This is a genomic window from Propionivibrio pelophilus DSM 12018 (assembly GCF_059569095.1).
Window position 1 is genome coordinate 1 of sequence record NZ_JCANUT010000068.1, and the last position, 19,080, is coordinate 19,080.

Genomic DNA, 19,080 nt, shown 5'->3' on the forward strand with positions numbered 1-19,080 from the left:
CGCAGTTGCGCTTCACTTCGTTCGCTGTGATCAACTTACGGCGGGACTTGCACCCGCAGGAGTGCGCCCGTGCCGGGCGCACAAAGGAAAACGGCTTCCATTACTGGAAGCCGCTTAAATTCTGGTAGGGCGTGTAAGGATCGAACTTACGACAAACGGATTAAGAGAAGATAATTATAAACTTATCCATGTAATATCAACAGGTTATTTCAGTGTGTATCAAAGTGTGTAATCGATTATCTCTATGACAGGCAGGAAATATGCTATTAGCATAATAGCTCCATTACCTCTCAAACCTCTTCAACCTTTTCCGCTTCCATCTTCAAGCCGTGCGCACTTAGCCGCACGCTGCCATCAACCACGCTGTCGCTCATAATATCTGCCAGAACACGCAGCTTGCCCGCCGTTATTTTCTGCGTCGTGTTGTCTGTTTTCCAGTCGTCTATTACGATCCGCGCCTCGCTATCAATATCTGCCAGAAAGTCTTTCACCTCCTGCGCCACCATCGCAATCATATGTTCCGTTGCCAATAGTCCTTTGCCATTGCCAGCGCTTATCCAATAGCAGCGTTCTTTAATTCTCATCTATTGCCATCTTTCAAACGCTGTTCTGCTTGAAAAATTCGCAGTTCTCGCAATACAGCACCCGTTGCTCGCAGTGATACAGCTTTTCTTTTTCGCATACCTCGCAAAGCGCTACACGCACTTTCAATATCGCATCTTCAACGATGACAATGGAACGCCCCTTAGTTCTTGCTAAGTCATAAACTTTTGAAAGCTCCTCCACCTGCTGCGCTTCCAAATTGCCTTCGCGCATACAGCGCCAGACAGCGTCCTCAATATTCAGCAGTCGCTTTCTGTTCCAATCTGCCATCTCGTTCTTCCAACTTATTTCGTGTTCGTTGCCTGTGTTGCCTTCGTCAGCTGTTGCTGTGCCTGCTTCACCTTCAATCGTGCCTGCGCCGTCTTAGCCACCTGCTGCGCTTGCTTAGCATTACGCTTCAAAGTATCTGCCGCCGTCTTTTCAGCGTCCAGCCCCTGCCCAATTATCTCAGTTATCTTCATAAGCTTCCCCTTATTGTATTTTGCCAGCCGTTAGCCAATTTGTCTATTTACCAAATCCTGCTCTTACCGCCCCAGCCGTTGCCTCAATCTGCGCGTCCAGCTCACCGCTCTCTACTGCCTTCTTCAGCAGTTCCAGTGTTGCCACCAATTCCTGCTGCCCCGCAATTTCAATTGCCGTCTTGCCCTTCGCAATTTCAATAACCTTCGCACCATATTTCAGCACGATGTTCATTTTTTTCCCATCTGCTGCCACCCACCACCATTCGCGCATCCGCTTTGCTGTCTCAATTGTTCGTTTTTCTCCCGTCTGTTCGTCCGTCACGCGTCGCTGCCGCGTCACGCTATAAGTCCGTCCATCCAATTTCGCTTTAGCCAGTTCAATCTGTTCTGCCAAGCGCGCCACCACCTTATTGCGCCGCAGTGCTGTTGCTGAAATCTGCGTCGTCTTTTTTGCCTCAACCAATTTCAGTTTCGCCAGTAAGCTCATTTTCTATCTCCAGTTGTATGTCATAGTTTCATTAGCTTACTGCCTGAATATGACATTCGCAACTGTTGGATTTCAGGTATTTACGCGGCAACTACAGTATTTATTTGATTTGGTTTTTTTTGGTTTTCATTGGTTTTCGCTAAATAGCTGTATGACTGATGAAAACTACAGATTACGGCAGGCGACGCTGGATTGGCTGTGTGCGCAGAAGGACAGTTATACGCACGCATTGACGCTGACGATGAAACAGACGCGCAAGCTGGCGACAGAACGCGGCGACACTTTTGAAAAGCTTACGGCATATAACGCATCGCGGAATATGCGGCATTTTTTGAACAGGCTGAATGTGTCGTTATATGGAAACGCAGCGAAGGCGAGGCGTGGTGGCAAGAGCATACGAATTGTGAGCGCACTTGAAGGCGGGATTACTGGAAAAAATTTTCACTATCACTGCGTAATTGGCAATTTACCTGAAAGACTAAGCGATACGCATATTAGCGGACTGATTAGGACAGTGTGGCAGCAGACGGGGTTTGGCAATGAGCAGGTGGATATACAGCGACTGACGACGACGGGCTGGATGGGTTATATGGTGAAGGAGTTGGGCAGGCTTAGTTGCGATGTGATTGATTGGGAGAATGTGCGCAACTGACAGAAGCAGCATTACTGACTAAAAGGTCTATTGCTGTGGCAGGAAACGATAGAGCGTATGAACGCTTCAATTAGCGAAGCTTTGGCTGATTGATGAGAGACAGATAGTAGACGTTGAAAAAATAAACAGATGACCAAAGAGACAGAAGGCAATATGCGGAAAGCTGAGCAGATAGAAAACAAGATATTACCTCTTCCTTGTTTTTTTCTTGGGACAGTTGGGACACTAGGGCGAAAATCGTCTACAAGGCTTGCCGTTACTGGGTTTTACCTGTCCCAATCAGGGTGGGACACTGGCCCTTTTTCGTGGGACAGGCTGGGACACTTTGGGCTGGATGCGATGTCCCGCGCCGTCCTGAGAAACGTAGCGGGCGGGCCGGATCAGGCTGGTGAGTTGCTGAAAAGGTGATTTTTGGCGCGAAAGCTTGTCCCGCTTGCCGCAAGCATCAGGGGGCGTTTTGAGCGTGGTTATAGACCCAAGTCGATACAGGAGAGTGCAAACGTGAACGAGCTAGAACCACTGGTGACACCTGCTCCTTACGTCACCGTCCACCTTGCAGCAAAGATTACTGGACTAACAGAAAAGGCGATCCGTAGAAAGATCGAGGATGGTAAATGGATCGAGGGGCGCGAATATAGAAGGTCTCCCGATGGTGGGGTGTTCGTCAGCATCAAGGGGTACGTGCAATGGATCGAGAGTGGATCGTGCAGACGTTCAATCTAATCGAGGCTGCTCAGTTTCTTCGGATTCATCCGGACACATTACAGCGCCGTGCAGCTGCCGGGGAGATTCCTGGCGCCAAGCCGGGCAAGTGCTGGGTGTTTGTCGACGTCGATCTTGTGGAGTGGTTGCGAAAGTCATATAAAACCGCTCCTACCTCGTCTTTTGTGGAGCCGCGCACTTTTACTGAAAGCGCTCTTGATAGACGGCGTTATCCAGTTACCGATGAAGAGCTTTTTTCCCTGTTGAGTCCCACCAAAAAGAGCGATAGTGGAAAGCGGGCAAAAAAAAGCGAGAGAAGTAGCGAATTTCGCGGGGTCTAGGTTTAGCGGCCGAAAAGCCGGAATCCCTTGCCGGCCTGACCCATGCGAATCATTCAAGGGGCGCACGTAAGGGGTGCGGTAATGGATCGTCATGATCTACAGATTAAAGCCGTTATCGATTCGGATACGGGTGATTTTGGCGGCATTCTTTCTTCACAACACGCGGGAGTCATCGGCCCAGTAAGAGGACGCCTTCCTGCGTTTCTATTTGAAAAGGCAGAACGTAAAACGCGCGGAGCCCCGCAAAAAATTGCAAATCACCTTGCAAGATTGCTGCATGCGCTGATGGCTAAAGAGCATTACCAAGAAGGGCGAAATGCTGCGAGGATCAGGACCGCAGATGTGCTTTCACTCGGCAATCGCGAACAGCCGGATAACGTAGTTCGTCAGCTGATTCGGTGCGAGAAAGTCGCAAATGAGTACCTGGCTAAAGGTGATTTCGGTGATGCACTAATCTATTCCCCAAGATATGAACCACAAATGCCAGCCTCGTTAATCCTTGAGAGGGCATCTGATCTCAGACTTCAGAACAACGAGGACGGCCAATTTTCCCTGACTGCGGATGGCTACGGGTGGTTATGTTTGTGGGGGTGGCAGCGGGCAAAATACGGGCGGATAAGAATGAACTCGACGTTCGAAGGGACGCCGACAGCGGAAGGTCTTTCCTATCTTTGCGAGGGGTGACAATAATTCGTAAGCGAATTTTTATCACTTATTTGGCGGCTCTAGCCTGAATATTCTTTGGACTCCCCAATACGGAGAGTCCTGCAATGAACAGCAACATCAAGACGTGTCAGCCCGCCCAAGGGCAACCCGCCACGGCAACCGTCTCAACCCTCGAAAAAATCCCCGTGGCCGCTCATCGAATGGGCGTCAGCGTCTCCCAGTTTTACCGAATAGCCAAGCGTGACGGCCTGCGGATTATCAAGGTAACAGAGCGCGCCTCCGCTGTTCCCCAAAATGATGTCGACGCCTGGATCAGCGAGCGCATTAATCGCCATGCTGTTGCCGGAAAGGCGGTTGCAGCGTGAGTACCGGTGTAGACCACGATCTTTCGAACGCACTGGCCGTCATTGCCGATGAAGTGTTCGGGGTCGATTTGTACGCCCTGCCGGATCGATGCCGGACAGTCGTGAAGCAGCAAATCGCAACCTCGCACGGCCAGCTTCTGGCCGCGCTGGTGATCGCCGACGCGCAGTTTCAGACCGCCGTTGAACTGGGCCGGATCGCAGATGCTCTGGCCGAGCATCGTGTAGCGGTGGTGCCGAAATGACGAACGCCGAATGCTTGAATGCTGCGCTGACGGCCTGTTGTCTCGCAGCGATCCCCCAACACTTCAAGCCGCGCGCACGTTTCGACCTGGCGAAACTGCCGGCTGAGCTGCGACGGCCAGCGGCGGCGCTGATGCATGCAGCGGCTGCGTTCATGTTGTTGCAGCATGGGCGAGGCTATCAGCAGTGTTTTCGCTGGGCGGGCGCTGATTGGACCCTCACGCCCTGGGAAAACGGTTGCCTGCATATCGCACCGTGCGCGGGCGGAGTCGGCTTGCTCACGCGCCCCGGAACGTTGTTCTGACGTAGCGGCGACGATGAACCCCTTGACCCGCCCGTCCTGCCGGCCTGACAATGACCGCTCTCTCAAAAACGTAAGCAGCACCCCGGCAAATTCGCTGCAAGGCCGGATTTTTTACGCCCCTCATTCCGTGAGCCGTGCATCCGCACGTCTTGCCCGGTCTTTGGGGGTGTCGGGTATCCGCAAGGACCCGGACGCGCTTACGTGCGTTGAGAGCACCCCCACCCCTTTTCGGGTGGTTCTCAATCTCGAAAACGTAAGGAGGCTTTGTGCCTAAAACATCATCGGCCGTTCTGGCCAGCGGACGCGGCGCAACGCGCACGTACGCATCCTGCCTGAGTGCGATGGAGTCCAAAACCATCTATCGCGCACTCGATCTTGTCAAAAAAGTCATGACCGCGAACCCGGTTCAATTCACGAACCCAAGGGCCGTTCGGGACTATCTCCAGCTTGACCTTGCATTTGAAGAGCGCGAGGTGTTTGCGTGCTTGTGGCTCGATGCGCAACACAGATTGATCGACGCGGAGCGAATGTTCTTCGGAACACTCATGGAAACCTCTGTCTATCCTCGTGAGGTAGTCAAAGCAGCACTTCGGCATAACGCGGCGGCGGTGATCTTTGCTCACAATCACCCATCCGGTGCGTTTGAGCCTTCCGGGGCTGATATTTCGCTGACAACAATACTTAAGAATTCGCTGGCGCTGGTCGATGTGCGCGTGCTTGATCATTTCATCGTCGGTGGGGCTGGAATGCCCCTGTCACTTGCCGAGACTCAGATTCGTCCGTTCGGAGATCGTTGTTGTGTGAAAAGCGATGCTGAAGCTGCACCACTAAAAAAGCGCAGAACCAGTAAAAAGGGCACCACAACAAAAGCCAGTGGCGCGGCGAAACCTCGCGTGGCAAAAGGCGCTGGCGATGGGCAATAACGACTTTTTCAAGCCGGTAGCTTCGGCCGCCCTGGCCCGCTTCGATACCGTTATGGATTCGCTGGGCCTGTCCGGTGGCAAGAACGCCGGCCGGGAATACCTGCCGCTCAATCCCAAGCGTGATGACCACGCGCCCGGATCGCTGACGATCAACCGCGACAAGGGCGCATGGATGGAAGGCGCAACCGGCGACAAAGGCGGCGATCTGGTCAGCCTGGCAGCGTACATCTGGGATTGCTCCAACGGTGACGCGGCGGAGCGACTGGGCCAGCAATTGGGCGTCGATATGCCCGAACGCCAGAAACGCACCAGAAGCAGCGGCAAGCGGGCGGGCAATACAGACGCCTCGCCCGCCCCGCAAAAGCCCGCCAGCGCCCCGCCGAAGGCGTCAGCGCGTGCCGATGACGGCGTGTGCGTGATGCCGATTCCGGCCGATGCCCCGCCCGCCCCGACGACGCACCCCCGGCACGGCCAGCCGGCTGGCCGTTGGGCCTATGTCGACCCGGACGGCGTGGTCTGCTTCTACCATGACCGCTATGAGCCGGCCGGCGAGCGCAAGCAGTTTGCCCCGCTGTCACTGTGGCGCATGGACTCCGGCCGGCTGGTCTGGAAGTGGAAAGCCCCGAGCGAGCCGCGCCCGCTGCTGGGGCTCGATCGCTTGGCGGCATCACCGGGCGCGGTGGTCGTCGTCACCGAGGGCGAGAAAGCCCGCGATGCGGCCGCGATGCTGTTGCCGGATGCGGTGGTGATGACCTGGGCGGGCGGTGCGCAAGCCGTGGAAAAGGCCGATTGGTCACCCATGGCGGGCCGCGTGGTGTGGCTCTGGCCGGATGCCGACGGACCCGGCCGGAAGGCCATGCATAAGGCCGCCAAGCGATTGGCCGAGGTCGGGGCAGACAATGTGTTGGCGGTGAATCTCGACGCCTTGGCGAAGTCGGCAAGCATGGCTGACGATGTGCCGATACTCGCGGCCGGTGATCCGCTGGCCGAGGGTGACGATGCGGCCGATTTGATCGCCCGTGGTTGGACGGCGACGCATGTTGCCTTGCTGGTCACCTCCGGTGACTTTCTCGCGCCCATCGATGGCGACGAGATTACGGATTCGGAAAGGTCGCCAAGCCAGAATGATAAAAGCATATTAACTGCCCCGCCCACACCAAAACGGGGTTTCCGCCTCGATCATCGCGGCCTGTGGTTTGTCGACGTGAACCGCGATGGCGTGGAATGCGCGCCGCGCTGGATCTGCACCTCGCTCGATATCTTGGCGCGGATACGGGACCCGAATAACTGTGGCTGGGGGCTGCTGGTGTCGTTTGAAGATCCGGATGGAAAGCCACATAGGGAAATCATCCCGGCACGCGCTTTCAACGGGGAAGGACTGGAAGCAACGGCGCTCTTGCTCGATCGCGGGTTATCGATCGCCCCGAAGGGCCGGCCGCTGCTCTTGGAATACCTGCAAACGGCCAGCCCGCAAGGCCGCGCCCGCGTGACCAACAAGACCGGCTGGCATGATGGCGACGAGGGCCCCGCCTTCGTCCTGCCGGATACTGCCTTTGGCCGGGGTGGGGAAAAATGGATATTCGAGAGTGAATCGCCGGCCGCCAACACGTTCAAGCGGAAAGGCACCCTGGACGGCTGGAAAACCGAAGTGGGCCGGCTCTGTATCGGTAATTCACGGCTGGTGTTCTGTACTTCGATGACCTTTGCCTCCGTGTTGCTGCTCTTGGCTGGCGCCGAGTCGGGCGGTTTTCACCTGCGGAGCGGATCGTCAGACGGCAAAACAACGGCGCTGCGCGTGGCCGCCAGCTCGTGCGGTGCGCCGGAATACATGCAGAGATGGCGCGCAACGGATAACGGGCTTGAAGCCCTCTGTTTGCAGCATAACGACGCACCATTGTTGCTCGACGAATTGGCCCAGCTCGACCCGAAGGCGGCCGGCGAGGTGGCCTATATGCTGGCCAATGGATCGGGCAAGACGCGGGCGGGCAGAACGGGCGGTATGCGGGCGCGGGCTGACTGGCGCTTGCTGTTCCTCTCGGCCGGCGAGATCGGGCTGGCCACGCACATGGCCGAAGCCGGAAAGCAGACGCGAGCTGGTCAGGAATTGCGTCTGGCGGAGATTCCCGCCGATGCCGGTGCGGGGCTCGGGCTGTTCGAGAACCTACACGAATGCAGCAACGGTGCCGATTTCGCCAAGGCACTCGACCAGGCGACACGCAAGCACTACGGCTGCGCCTGGCCGGCGTTTATCAAGCGGCTGGTGGAAGAGGATGCCGCCACGATTACGAACACCTTGCACCAGGCACAAAAGACTTTCGAGCGGCATTACCTGAGCGACGACGCCAGCGGACAGGCCCGGAGAGTGGCCGGACGGTTTGCGTTGGTCGGTGCGGCGGGCGAGATCGCCTCCGATTGGCAGATAACCGGCTGGGAACCGGGCGAGGCCATGAAGGCGGCCGGCGCGTGTTTCTCGGCCTGGCTGGCGAACCGGGGCGGCGAAGGCAACCAGGAAGAGCGGGCGATGTTCACCAAGGTACGGGAATTTCTTCGGCGCTACGGGGAATCGGCATTCTCCGATATCGATCGCTCGAACATCACGGACAACCGGGCGCCGGTCAAGTCCGATCGGGCGGGCTGGCGGAAGAGCGACGACACCAAGGACGAGGTGCATTACTTCATCTCTGTCGAAGCGTTCCGTGCGCGCGTCTGTACTGGATACGACGCGGGCGCGGTAGGGCGTTTGCTGCTCTCCAAGGGATACGCCGAGAAAGGAACTGAAGCAAACCGCCCTTGGCAGGTGAAGCAGAGTATTCCCGGCGAAGGCCGGCCACGAGTGGTGCATATCCTGCCGGCATTGTTTGAATCTGATGATGTTTGAGAAATTGCTTTTGGCTGTTTAACGCGTTTCATCTTTTTGGAGATCTGGCCATGTCTGACGACAACCGCGCAACAATTATTCTCGATGGAGAAGTTTCACCGCTGAAGAAATCCATGATGGAAGCGAAAGCGGCCCTTGAAGGATTTGGAAAGAGCGGCACAGGGTCAATCAATCAGCTCGCCGGCTCGCTTGGCGTGTTGCAGGAAAGTTTTGTTCGCGTGGGCGGGCTTCTCATGGGCGGTGCGGTGGGGGCCGGGCTGATTCAGTTGGTCATCTCGGCCGCAGACGCACAGGACAAGTTGAACGATCTGGCGAAAACAGCCGGCGTTTCAGTCGAAGACCTCTCCGGTCTTTCTCATGCCGCAAAGCTCTCCGGTGCCGATCTGGACTCCGTTGCCAAGTCCATCAATAAACTGTCGTCGGAAATGGGAAAAGACCCCGGCAAGTTCCGCCAGCTCGGCATTACCGCACGGGAGCCGATTGAGGCCTTCAAGCAGTTGGCGGACATCCTGAAATCCGTTGAGGATGTGCAGACTCGTAATGCGATCGCCGAGCGCGCCCTGGGGGAGTCGTATCAGCAGGTTATTCCCTTGCTGCTCGAAGGAGGGCGGGCTATCGGCGAAATGACCGATAAGGGCCGCGAGCTCTCCGGGGTGACCAGGGAAAGCGCCGAGGAAGCTGACAAGCTCAATGACAACTTGCAGGAACTCAAGGCGTCTGCGGATGGTTTGGCGGTCACGATTGCCAATCCGCTGATTACGCGCCTGAACGAGTTGATTGCCAAATTTCGGGACGCGCGCGAAGCCGCAGGATCGTTTTGGAGTGGGCTCAAGGTTTGGGGGACCACGACCGGGGATGATGAAGCCAACCCGACAGCGGCTTATCTGCGCAATGTAGAAAAACTCAAAACGCTACGAGAACAACGCGTGGCCTTGGCGAGCGATAGTGTTGGCGCGAAGCTGAACCGGTTTTTCTCACCCGAAGACCTGGCCATCGTCGACAAGCAAATCGCCACGATTGAGGCGCAGCAAAAATACCTCGAAAACATCATGCAGCGGCGCGCGGCCGTGGGCAATGAGTACCGGGATTCCTGGATGCCCGCAGCTTCCAGAAGTATTGCGCCAACCCGCAAATCCATATCAACGTTCCTCGGAAATGACAACAAACCGAAAAAGGAAACCGACAAAAGCGAGATGTCCTATTACGAGGCACTGCTTGCCAAGAAGAAGGAGGCCTTCTCGCAGGAGAACGCCCTGCGCGACTATTCAAAGGCGCAGGAACTGGCCTACTGGGAAAGCATCCTCAACTTCGCCACGCTCTCGGCGAATGACCGCCTTGCCGTCGAGCGCAAGGTCTCGACGCTGGCCGTCGAGGTCAGGAAGCAGGAAGCGCAACAGGTGCAGGCGCTCGACGCCGAATCCACCCGCTCTGCCGAAGCCCTGGCACTCGCACGGGTCGATGCCGAACAGGCGGCGATGGACGGGCTTCTGGCTGCCGAACAAATCACCCAGACACAGGCGCTCGCACAAGAACAGGGATTCGAGCTAAAACGCTATGCCATCAAGCGCCAGGCGCTACAGGATAAGCTCGCTCTCTATGATGCTGACCCGGAACTTAACCCGGTCGAAATGGCGCGCATCAAGAATCAACTGCTCGAACTCGAACAGCAGTACCAGGTAAAGAAGAACCAACTTACCGGAAAGTATCTGCAAGTCCAGAAGGTCGAGGCGAAGAAGGCAACGCAGGTCTGGTCAAGCCTTGGGCAGTCATTCAGTAGCCTGTGGGATAAGGGCGTTCAGGCGATGATGAACGGAACATTGCGCTGGCGAAACGCCTTGAAAGCCATCGGCACCGAGTTGGTCGGCTGGTTCGGGAAAAACGTTGTTGGTGCCCTGCTGAAGAACTGGATTGCCGGCAAAGCGGCTGAATTTGCGGTTTCACAGGGCTGGTTGTCCAAGGAAAAAGCCATCTCGCTCGGCTTCATGCAGGAAGAAGTCTCAGCCAAGGCCGTCACGGCGTCAAAAAGTATCGGCATCACTGGCGCGCAAGCTATGACAGAAGTCGGCAATAAAGGCGCCTCTGCTGCCGCAGGTGCTGCCGATTCCGTTGCCAGCATCCCGTATCTCGGCCCGATTCTCGCCGCGGCCGCCTTCGCCGCAACGCTCGGGATGGTTCTCGGCGCCCGATCTAATATCAAATCGGCGTCAAAGGGATTCACTATTCCAAAAGGGTTGAACCCGATTACGCAGCTACACGAAGAGGAAATGGTGCTGCCGTCCGAGTTGGCAAATCCGATGCGTGAAATGCTGATGAATGGAGGCGGTGCGACACAACCAACCATCAACCTTAACTTCAATGCCGCGTACCACGACCGGGCCGGAATCAAAAAGCTGCTGCTGGACAACTACGATGGTGTGTCTGCTTCGCTGAAAAGAGCCGTTAGAAACGCCAATCTCACAAGAAACTCTCGGTATTAAAACCATGAGTGACGAAAAGATATTGCTATTCCCTTCCAGGGAGGCTAGAGGCCTAACCGATTTACAGCGGATACTCCGCGAGAACATCGTTGATGAAGAAATTACCCTCTTTGTCTACGAACGGATTCGCGGGATGTGGGCCAATGAGATCAAGCGTCGGCTCGATCTAAACATCGATGAGAACGAGCGCGCCAACATCGACAGAGTGACGGCCTTCTTTCGGGAATCAAACGACAGGTTGATATTGGAGCTCGTCAAGGCTTATATCGAGCTGTACGAGGCGCTTCAGCGTTGATGAGAACCAGTTTCTCAAGCGAGGGCGATGATGCTTGATTGGGACAGCCTAATAAACGCATCGGACAGCGCGCAACCCTCCGAAAACCAGACAGAAACCACGGCAAGTGGGACAAAGTGTCCCACCCTGTCCCACGAAAACGGGCTAGTGTCCCACCCCGAGTGGGACAGCTTTAAGCCAGTAACGGCAAGGCTTTCAGCCGATTTCTTACCTAGTGGCCCAACTGTCCCACGAAAAAAACAAGGAAGAGGTAACGAAGGGGGGGAAGAAGAGCGCAGGGCGGGTGGTGCGGCGGTGGAGCCGCAAGACCTTCGCGCAGACAAATGCGAAGATCAGCAACGAATCCACCCGGCCCACCCTGCGGCGGTTCTGCTGGTGATGGCATGGTCACGCCTCAAGCAGATAGCCAACGAGGAACGGGCGGCGCTGCTGTTCGATCTGGAAAGCATGGCGCCATCAGAGCAAGTGCGTTATTGGAACAAAGTCTGTATGCGGGATGGATTGAAGCCTTGGCACGTTCTCTGTCTTCCTGCCCAGTTGTCGGGCTCGGACTGTACGAAGTGCAGGCGTCTGGTCACGAGGCATGAAGCGATCGGCAGCGAGCGTGTTCAATTTCATTGGGCCTGTGATATGGGCTACTTGATCCTGGAACACGGGCGAGGAACGGAACGGATATGGATAGCGCCACCGGAGTGCAAGAGCTTCGAGCGCTGGTATCCATCGGACTGGCGGTAGTCTAAAAGGGGAATTCTCTGTGGCGCGATACCAGACTATTCGAAAGCATGCTGATGACACTGGCTACAGTGAGCACGCTATCCGAAGCAAGATACAGAAAGGGGTATGGATGGAAGGCCGTGTTTGGCGAAGAGCTCCGGACGGGAAGATCCTAATTGATGAAGATGGGTACAACGAATGGGTCGAGAACGGAAACGGCCTGTCGTCTGTTCGTGACCATCGCTTGCCTCGTGGGCCTGCTACACGGGGAAGGAATACAGCACATGGAGGCTCGTCTCCATTAAGTCCTGATCCTTTAGTTAGTGACTAGCCTTCACAAGCACGGGTCCTTCCTGGGGCTTTCCACTACGGCGCCAAGGGACCCCGGATTTTTTCTAGTTTTGTTAGTGCGTAGGAGGTACTTATCTATGATTGTTAGGGGGCGTGAAGCTATTGCCAATGTCTTTGGGGTATCAATCAAAACGATACACGAATGGCATGATCATGGACTTCCGATCGCTTCCCGCGGTTCGCCAGGGAAGCCATCGGAGTACGACACCCTGGCCTGTATCAAGTGGCGTATCGATCGCGAAGTTGGCAAGGTGATGAGCGAGCGGCCGCAAGATCGCCTGGCCAGGGTGCAGGCCGACAAGATTGAAATGGAGAACGCGGAACGGCGGCGGGTCCTGATCCCGGCTGATCAGCTCGAGCCGAAGCTCCGCGCGGCGATGGTTGCCGCCCGCGAGATCTGGCGCAATGAGCCGGCCCGCTTGGCGCACGAGGTGCCCGGTAAGCCGATCAAGGAGATCGAGGAACTGCTCGCCGCATCGTTCGATGGCTTCTTGGTGAAGTTGTCTCGCTGGCCGAGCGAGAACACATCAACTGGTAAGCTGTAGCAAGGCGAGAGCAGAATCGAAAAACGTGCATAATTCACCTTGTTTTTGCCTGTGGATAACTTTTTGAGTAGCTACGTGAGTAGCTAGAAAGGATTCTGATAGATATGCGCCTTGCAGATGTTGGCCTACAGCCATTTTTCAAGATTATGTTCTGACTTGTGATGCCGGCCAAGGAAAAGAAAGTGCGCTGCCCGCAATGCGGCGGCGAATCGCTGTGGAGCCCGGAAAACAAGTACCGGCCATTCTGCTCCGAGCGCTGCAAGCTGATCGATCTCGGCGCCTGGGCTTCCGAAAGTTACCGCGTTCCGGTACAGGAAGAATCGGTCGATCCGCTCGCCGAACCGCACAAACCCGAATAGTCCGTGTTACCAGCCGCGCAACATGGCGATGCCGTGTGCGCCGTACTTTTGCGCGCTGTGCAGGAAGCTGTGTTGCATTCCGCCCAGGGCATAAGCCGGGATGGTCAGGCGCTCGACGAACCTGCCGAAGCGTTCCCACCCCATCCCGGAAGCGTCCGGATGACTGGCCGTCGGCAGGACCGGGCTCAGGACGACGAAATCCACACCGAGGTCGGTGGCACGCTGGAGATCGTCCGCGGCATGACAGGACGCCGCAACCCATTCGACGTCGGGACGGCGGACCAGCGAACCAAGCGCATGCGATGACAGATGCACGCCATCCGCACCGACCGCCAGAGCGAGCCGTTCATCATCGTTGATCAGGACGTGGCAATCATCGAACGCGCGGGCGCGGGCCATGACCCCTTCTGCGAACCGTTGCCGTTCTCCCGCCGGGAGCGACTTGTCGCGGACCTGCAGCAACCGAATGCCGTTTTCCAGAGCCCGGTCGACTCGCGCAAGTTCGCTGTCGATGCCGTTCGCCTCGGCATGGGTGATGGCATAAACGTCGGGCAGGGCCAGGGCGCGCAGGATCGGGCCATTGGCCGGCAGAACCGGTTCGACCTGCGGCGCCTCGCCAAGGTAGGTCCAGACGGCGCCGGTGTGTTCGTGCGGATGAACGTCGCCCCGCCATTCCGTGACGCGGAAAAACTTCAGGCGGACGTGGGCATGCGGGTAGGTGAATTCGCGACAGAGCCACGGATCGGCCTGCAGGATGTCGATCTCCAGTTCCTCGCGCAGTTCGCGGACGAGGGCATCATGAAACGACTCGCCGGCTTCCAGCTTGCCGCCGGGAAACTCCCAGTAGCCGGCATAGACCTTGTCCGGCGGGCGCCGGGCCAGCAGATATTCCTTGCCGTTTTCCGTTTCCCGCAACAGGATGGCGGCAGATACCTCGACCGTCCGGCTCATCTGCCGCGCCCTGTTCTGACCTTGTTGCGTGCGCCCGCCCAGTCCTTGGCAAATTGCCAGGCGACCCGTCCGCTGCGCGAGCCGCGTTGCAACGCCCAGTTCAGCGCGTCGCGCTCGGCGCGTTCAATTTCGGCGTCCTCGCAACCCAAGGTATGCAGCCAGTGGGCGACGATGTTCAGATAAGCGTCCTGGTCGAACGGATAGAACGATAGCCACAGGCCGAAACGTTCGGAGAGCGAGACCTTTTCCTCGATGGCTTCGCCGGGGTGAATCTCCTCACCGACCCGGTGCGTTTCCAGGTTCTCCTCGAAATACTCGGGCATCAGGTGGCGGCGGTTCGAGGTCGCGTAGATCAGCACGTTGTCCGGGGCGGCAGCGATCGAGCCGTCGAGGACGACTTTCAGCGCCTTGAAGGTGGCATCGCCGGCGTCGAAGGATAGATCGTCACAGAAAATGATGAAGCGTTCCGGCCGATTCTCGACCAGGTCGACGATGTCGGGCAGATCGACGAGATCGTGTTTTTCCACCTCGATGATCCGCAAGCCGTCAGCGGCATACTCGTTGAGCAATGCCTTGATCAGCGACGATTTGCCCGAGCCACGCGCGCCGGTCAGCAATACGTTGTTGGCCGGCTGGCCGGTAACGAACTGGCGGGTGTTGGCGTCGATTCGCGCCTTCTGGTCATCGATGTCCTGCAGATCCTGCAGACGGATAGGGGCTGGACGCGGAACGGCCTGCAGGTAACTGGTGGAGCCGCGCTTGCGCCAGCGGAAGGCGATCGCCGTACTCCAATCGGGAACCGGCGAGGCGGGCGGCAGCAGCGGTTCGATGCGTTCCAGAAGCTTTTCGGCACGGGCAAGAAAGGTGGCAAGTTGCGGAAGGGCGTCGCTCATCGGGGCGGTATACTCGGTAGATCAGGAAACATCGAACTCTAGCTAAACCATGACCAAAAGCCAAACAAGAATCCTGCCGCGCGGACTGACCGTTCTGCTCGGCATCCTGCTTTCCGCCTGCGCCACCGTGAAGGAACCGGTCGTCGCCACCTGCCCGGTCTGCCCCGTCTGCCCTGGCGTACCAGCCGTTGAAGCGCCGCCGCCGGCCAAGCCGCTGCAAGCGGCCCGCTGGGAGGATCTGCCGGGGTGGAGCGACGACGACCTTGCGGCCGCCTGGCCGGTGTTCCTGCAATCCTGCCGGGGGATGACCAGCAAGCCGCACTGGCCGCAGTGGCAAGCGGTTTGCGACGCGGCGCGCAGTTTGCCGGGCAAGGACGCGCGGGCCATCCGCCAGTTCTTCGAAAGCCGCTTTGCGCCTTACCTGCTGACTAATCCGGACGGCTCGACCCAAGGCATGGTGACCGGCTACTACGAGCCATTGCTGCGCGGTGCTCTCTCCCGGAGTGCCAGGCATCCCTATCCAGTACTGGGCGTACCGCCCGACCTGCTTACCATCGACTTGTCGGACGTGCTGCCCGATCTCAAGAACATGCGCTTGCGCGGCCGCCTGGTCGGCAACCGCGTCGTACCCTATTACTCGCGTGCCGAGATCACTGAACGCGGCCTGGAAAAGGCGTTCCCGGAACGCGTCCTGCTCTGGGTGGATGACGCGGTCGAGCTGTTCTTTCTGCAGATTCAGGGCTCGGGGCGCGTGAAACTGCCGGACGGCCGCTTTGTGCGTCTCGGCTATGCCGACCAGAATGGCCATCCCTACAAGGCGATCGGACGGGTACTCGCCGATCGGGGCGAGATTCCCATCGAGCAGGTCTCGATGCAGAACATCCAGGCCTGGGCGCGAGCCAACCCGGCGCGCCTGGGCGAATTGCTCAACACCAACCCCAGCTACGTGTTTTTCCGCGAGATGCCGCTCAAGGGGAACGGCGAAGAAGGGCCGCAAGGTGCCCTCGGCGTGCCGCTGACCCCGGGACGCAGCATTGCCGTCGATGTGCGCCATGTCCCGTTGGGGGCGCCGGTATTTCTCGCGACGACGCGGCCGAATTCGAGCGAGCCGCTTGTGCGACTGATGCATGCACAAGACACGGGCGGGGCGATACGCGGTGTGGTGCGTGCCGACTATTTCTGGGGATTTGGCCCGGAGGCCGGCGCAGAAGCAGGGCGAATGAAGCAGTCCGGGCAGATGTGGGTGCTTCTGCCGCGAGACGCAGCGCCAAAATAGCGATCTTCTTGCGGACAGACTTTCCCCCTCGCTATTTCTTTCTGAATGAAGATCAAGCCTGCTTTTTCCGGCGAAGTACGCTGAATGCCTTCATGCTGCGAAAACCCCGGGAAAATCCGGCAAAACGCCGGCAAGTTGCGCTCAAGATCGCCGAAGTTGAAAAAAATGTCCTGTGTTTTCAATAGCATCTTGACGGCACGTTAGCGTCAGGATGTTTCAATCCTGCTACACTCGCGCCGCTCCAGAGGGATGGCTGAAAACAACAAGCGAAATTCGGCTTTCCTCGCGGAACAAGGGACGGCGCATGCCGACAACGCGCCGCGATGCAATTCCGTGATAGTCCATGACATAGAAAAGGGAGTACCTCCATGTCGTTCATGCAACGCATCGTTGATTTTTTCTCCAGGAAATCGACCGTAACCCAAGGTGGTGGCGAAAAGGCCATCAGCAAACAGAAAGCCGGCGGCAAGATGACCGCCCGTGAGCGCATCGCCGCATTGCTCGATGAAGGCTCGTTCCACGAGTACGACTTGTTCGTCGAGCACAAGTGCCAGGATTTCGGCATGGACGGCAAGGAACTGGCCGCCGACGGCGTCGTCACCGGCTCGGGTACGATCAACGGCCGTCCGGTGTGCATCTACGCGCAGGACTTCACCGTTGCTGGCGGCTCGCTGGGCCTGATGCACGCGCGCAAGATCACCAAGGTGATGGACCACGCGATCAAGATGGGCGTGCCGATCATCGGCATCAACGATTCGGGCGGCGCGCGCATCCAGGAAGGCGTCAACGCGCTGGCCGGCTACGGCGAAATCTTCTACCGCAACACGCTGGCGTCCGGCGTCGTGCCGCAGATCTCCGTCATCCTCGGGCCGTGCGCCGGCGGTGCCGTGTATTCGCCCGCGCTGACCGACTTCGTCTTCGTCGTCGACAAGATTTCCAAGATGTTCATCACCGGGCCGGAGGTGGTGAAGACCGTCCTCGGCGAGGAAATCTCGATGGAAGACCTCGGCGGCGCCCGCGTGCAGGCCGAAACGGCCGGCAACGCGCACTTCTTCTCGAACAGCGAGGAAGAGTGCTTTGCCAGCATCCGCCAACTGGTCGGCTACCTGCCGGACAACAGCCGCAACAAGGCCGCCTTGCTCGAACAGAAGGCCCCGAAGGCCAGCTACAAGATCGAGGAGCTGATCCCGAAGGATTCGAAGATCCCGTTCGACGTGCGCGACATCGTCCGCTCCATCGTCGACGACTCCGAATTCTTCGAAGTGCAGGAACTGTTCGCCCCGAACGCGATCATTGGTTTCGGCCGGATCAACGGCGAGACGGTCGGCATCATCGGCAACCAGGCGCTGTATCTGGCCGGCGTGCTGGACATCGACGCCTCCGACAAGATCGCCCGCTTCATCCGCTTCTGCGACGCGTTCAACATTCCGCTGCTGACGCTGGTGGACATCCCGGGCTACCTGCCGGGCTCCGACCAGGAACACGCCGGCGTCATCCGCCACGGCGCCAAGGTGCTGTACGCCTACAGCGAAGCCAGCGTGCCGAAGATCACCGTGATCCTGCGCAAGGCCTACGGCGGCGGCTACATCGCGATGTGCTCGAACCACCTGCGCGCCGACTTCGTCTTCGCCTGGCCGACCGCCGAAATCGCCGTGATGGGCCCGGAGGGCGCGGCGAACATCATCTTCCGCAGCGAGATCATGGCCGCCGAGAACCCGGACGAGATGCGCAAGCTGAAGGTCAAGGAATACACCGACAAGTTCGCCAACCCGTACGTGGCGGCATCGAGCGGCTACGTCGATGCGGTGATCACGCCGGAGGAAACCCGCGCCTACGTCGCGCATGCCCTGCAGCTGACGCGCAACAAGCAGGAAGCGCGGCCGGAGCGCAAGCACGGCGTGCCACCGTTCTGAGCGGAGGACGACCATGAGCGAACAGCAACAATTCTGCGAGATCGCCCTCGAAGGCGGCACCTACGAGGCGCGCGCGACGAAGAAGTTCCTGCAGCGCAAGCCGTACGAGAAGCACGACCCGCGTGTCATCAAGGCGCTGATCCCGGGCGTCGTCGCCGAGATCGGCTGCAGCGCCGGGCAGGCGGTGAAGCAGGGCGACACGCTGATGATTCTCGAAGCGATGAAGATGCTCAACCGCATCAAGGCGCCGGTCGACGGCACCGTCAAGGCGATCAACGTCGCCGCGGCGGAGAAGGTGACCAAGGGTCAGGTGCTGATCGAGATCGCCTGAAAAACGCGGATCGCCAATCGGCATAGGGGGCAGCCCTTATAGGCTGCGCCCCTGCCACACCACCCGGCATGCGGGTCCGCACCGGGCGGTTCGAGAAGTTGAGGTCATGAGAGACGAGGAACTCCGAGTCGATCAAAGTAGGCAATGGTCAGTACCGTTTTCAGTAGCCGATCGGCATTTCGCCAGTAGCTACGTGCATTTCCAGCCACCCTGCACGCCACAACTTCCGGCGCACCGAGGGCTTTTAATTCCCGATACATTGTCGTGCCGCGCTTCCAGTGCTTGAGTTGTATTGCCCGCAAACCAATCGTTCGCACAATGACTCTCGATTTGAGAGGCGGATACCAGAAGAA

Annotated in this window: 23 protein-coding genes and 2 pseudogenes; 18 read left to right on the plus strand and 7 right to left on the minus strand. The window is 58.1% G+C overall.

Annotation, left to right across the window (positions count from 1 at the left end; translation table 11 throughout):
- Window positions 1–290 precede the first annotated feature (290 nt).
- From BO74_RS18610 to BO74_RS18625, 4 genes are read right to left on the minus strand one after another with little or no spacing between them, the layout of a single operon-like run.
- Window positions 291–584 carry a hypothetical protein gene (locus BO74_RS18610; protein ID WP_496444513.1) on the minus strand — a complete coding sequence of 98 codons (294 nt, stop codon included), beginning with the start codon at window positions 582–584 and terminating at the stop codon, window positions 291–293.
- Window positions 585–597: 13 nt separating this feature from the next.
- Window positions 598–873: a hypothetical protein gene (locus BO74_RS18615; protein WP_496444515.1), complete on the minus strand. Its 276-nt coding sequence runs from the start codon at window positions 871–873 to the stop codon at window positions 598–600.
- A 14-nt stretch (window positions 874–887) separates the two neighbouring features.
- Window positions 888–1,064 carry a hypothetical protein gene (locus tag BO74_RS18620; RefSeq protein ID WP_496444517.1) on the minus strand — a complete coding sequence of 59 codons (177 nt, stop codon included), beginning with the start codon at window positions 1,062–1,064 and terminating at the stop codon, window positions 888–890.
- 43 nt (window positions 1,065–1,107) lie between these two features.
- Window positions 1,108–1,551 (minus strand): DUF6641 family protein, encoded by a 444-nt coding sequence (locus tag BO74_RS18625; protein WP_496444519.1) that lies wholly within the window; start codon window positions 1,549–1,551, stop codon window positions 1,108–1,110.
- Between the two features lie 49 nt (window positions 1,552–1,600).
- Here BO74_RS18625 and BO74_RS18630 point away from each other — a divergent pair, with 49 nt between their 5' ends.
- The 15 genes and pseudogenes from BO74_RS18630 (at window position 1,601) to BO74_RS18700 (ending at window position 13,363) form a co-directional block, all read left to right on the plus strand.
- The gene (locus tag BO74_RS18630) at window positions 1,601–2,203 is read left to right on the plus strand and encodes a hypothetical protein (RefSeq protein ID WP_496444521.1); all 603 of its coding nucleotides are present in this window, start codon (window positions 1,601–1,603) and stop codon (window positions 2,201–2,203) included.
- Window positions 2,204–2,725: 522 nt separating this feature from the next.
- The gene (gene xisR / locus BO74_RS18635) at window positions 2,726–2,926 is read left to right on the plus strand and encodes an excisionase family protein (protein WP_496444553.1); all 201 of its coding nucleotides are present in this window, start codon (window positions 2,726–2,728) and stop codon (window positions 2,924–2,926) included.
- Window positions 2,890–3,246 carry a helix-turn-helix domain-containing protein gene (locus BO74_RS18640; protein ID WP_496444523.1) on the plus strand — a complete coding sequence of 119 codons (357 nt, stop codon included), beginning with the start codon at window positions 2,890–2,892 and terminating at the stop codon, window positions 3,244–3,246. The genes xisR and BO74_RS18640 overlap by 37 nt, the downstream gene beginning before the upstream one ends.
- An 81-nt stretch (window positions 3,247–3,327) precedes the next feature.
- Window positions 3,328–3,930: a hypothetical protein gene (locus BO74_RS18645; protein WP_496444525.1), complete on the plus strand. Its 603-nt coding sequence runs from the start codon at window positions 3,328–3,330 to the stop codon at window positions 3,928–3,930.
- An 86-nt stretch (window positions 3,931–4,016) separates the two neighbouring features.
- Window positions 4,017–4,277, plus strand: a complete 261-nt coding sequence (locus tag BO74_RS18650; protein WP_496444527.1) for a helix-turn-helix transcriptional regulator — start codon at window positions 4,017–4,019, stop codon at window positions 4,275–4,277.
- Window positions 4,274–4,519: a hypothetical protein gene (locus tag BO74_RS18655; protein ID WP_496444529.1), complete on the plus strand. Its 246-nt coding sequence runs from the start codon at window positions 4,274–4,276 to the stop codon at window positions 4,517–4,519. The genes BO74_RS18650 and BO74_RS18655 overlap by 4 nt, the downstream gene beginning before the upstream one ends.
- Window positions 4,516–4,821 (plus strand): hypothetical protein, encoded by a 306-nt coding sequence (locus BO74_RS18660; protein WP_496444531.1) that lies wholly within the window; start codon window positions 4,516–4,518, stop codon window positions 4,819–4,821. The genes BO74_RS18655 and BO74_RS18660 overlap by 4 nt, the downstream gene beginning before the upstream one ends.
- 410 nt (window positions 4,822–5,231) lie before the next feature.
- A pseudogene (locus BO74_RS18665) lies at window positions 5,232–5,588 on the plus strand (JAB domain-containing protein); the annotation flags it as partial.
- A gap of 145 nt (window positions 5,589–5,733) precedes the next feature.
- A complete protein-coding gene (locus BO74_RS18670; RefSeq protein ID WP_496444533.1) occupies window positions 5,734–8,622 on the plus strand; it encodes a DUF927 domain-containing protein in 2,889 nt (962 codons plus the stop codon).
- A 50-nt stretch (window positions 8,623–8,672) separates the two neighbouring features.
- Window positions 8,673–11,099: a hypothetical protein gene (locus BO74_RS18675; protein ID WP_496444535.1), complete on the plus strand. Its 2,427-nt coding sequence runs from the start codon at window positions 8,673–8,675 to the stop codon at window positions 11,097–11,099.
- Window positions 11,100–11,103: 4 nt separating this feature from the next.
- Window positions 11,104–11,394: a hypothetical protein gene (locus tag BO74_RS18680; RefSeq protein WP_496444537.1), complete on the plus strand. Its 291-nt coding sequence runs from the start codon at window positions 11,104–11,106 to the stop codon at window positions 11,392–11,394.
- Between the two features lie 147 nt (window positions 11,395–11,541).
- Entirely contained in the window at window positions 11,542–12,129 is a 588-nt protein-coding gene (locus tag BO74_RS18685) for a hypothetical protein (protein ID WP_496444539.1), read from the plus strand.
- Window positions 12,130–12,238: 109 nt separating this feature from the next.
- The gene (locus BO74_RS18690) at window positions 12,239–12,439 is read left to right on the plus strand and encodes a hypothetical protein (protein ID WP_496444541.1); all 201 of its coding nucleotides are present in this window, start codon (window positions 12,239–12,241) and stop codon (window positions 12,437–12,439) included.
- A gap of 97 nt (window positions 12,440–12,536) precedes the next feature.
- A complete protein-coding gene (locus BO74_RS18695; RefSeq protein WP_496444543.1) occupies window positions 12,537–13,004 on the plus strand; it encodes a terminase small subunit in 468 nt (155 codons plus the stop codon).
- 161 nt (window positions 13,005–13,165) lie between these two features.
- On the plus strand, window positions 13,166–13,363 hold the full coding sequence (locus BO74_RS18700; protein ID WP_496444544.1) for a DNA gyrase inhibitor YacG: 198 nt from the start codon (window positions 13,166–13,168) through the stop codon (window positions 13,361–13,363).
- Between the two features lie 6 nt (window positions 13,364–13,369).
- On the opposite strand, the gene BO74_RS18705 is transcribed toward BO74_RS18700, so the two are convergent.
- Window positions 13,370–14,314 (minus strand): Nudix family hydrolase, encoded by a 945-nt coding sequence (locus BO74_RS18705; RefSeq protein WP_496444546.1) that lies wholly within the window; start codon window positions 14,312–14,314, stop codon window positions 13,370–13,372.
- Window positions 14,311–15,207, minus strand: a complete 897-nt coding sequence (locus tag BO74_RS18710; RefSeq protein WP_496444547.1) for an ATP-binding protein — start codon at window positions 15,205–15,207, stop codon at window positions 14,311–14,313. The genes BO74_RS18705 and BO74_RS18710 overlap by 4 nt, the downstream gene beginning before the upstream one ends.
- Window positions 15,208–15,256: 49 nt before the next feature.
- Here BO74_RS18710 and mltA point away from each other — a divergent pair, with 49 nt between their 5' ends.
- The 3 genes from mltA to BO74_RS18725 all read left to right on the plus strand — a co-directional run bounded on the left by mltA (window position 15,257) and on the right by BO74_RS18725 (window position 18,727).
- On the plus strand, window positions 15,257–16,483 hold the full coding sequence (mltA, locus tag BO74_RS18715) for a murein transglycosylase A (protein WP_496444549.1): 1,227 nt from the start codon (window positions 15,257–15,259) through the stop codon (window positions 16,481–16,483).
- Between the two features lie 377 nt (window positions 16,484–16,860).
- Window positions 16,861–18,396 (plus strand): acyl-CoA carboxylase subunit beta, encoded by a 1,536-nt coding sequence (locus tag BO74_RS18720; protein ID WP_496444555.1) that lies wholly within the window; start codon window positions 16,861–16,863, stop codon window positions 18,394–18,396.
- Window positions 18,397–18,409: 13 nt separating this feature from the next.
- Complete coding sequence (locus BO74_RS18725) at window positions 18,410–18,727, plus strand: acyl-CoA carboxylase biotin carboxyl carrier protein subunit (RefSeq protein ID WP_496444551.1); 318 nt, start codon at window positions 18,410–18,412, stop codon at window positions 18,725–18,727.
- 104 nt (window positions 18,728–18,831) lie between these two features.
- Here BO74_RS18725 and BO74_RS18730 read toward each other — a convergent pair.
- A pseudogene (locus BO74_RS18730) lies at window positions 18,832–19,080 on the minus strand (hypothetical protein); the annotation flags it as partial.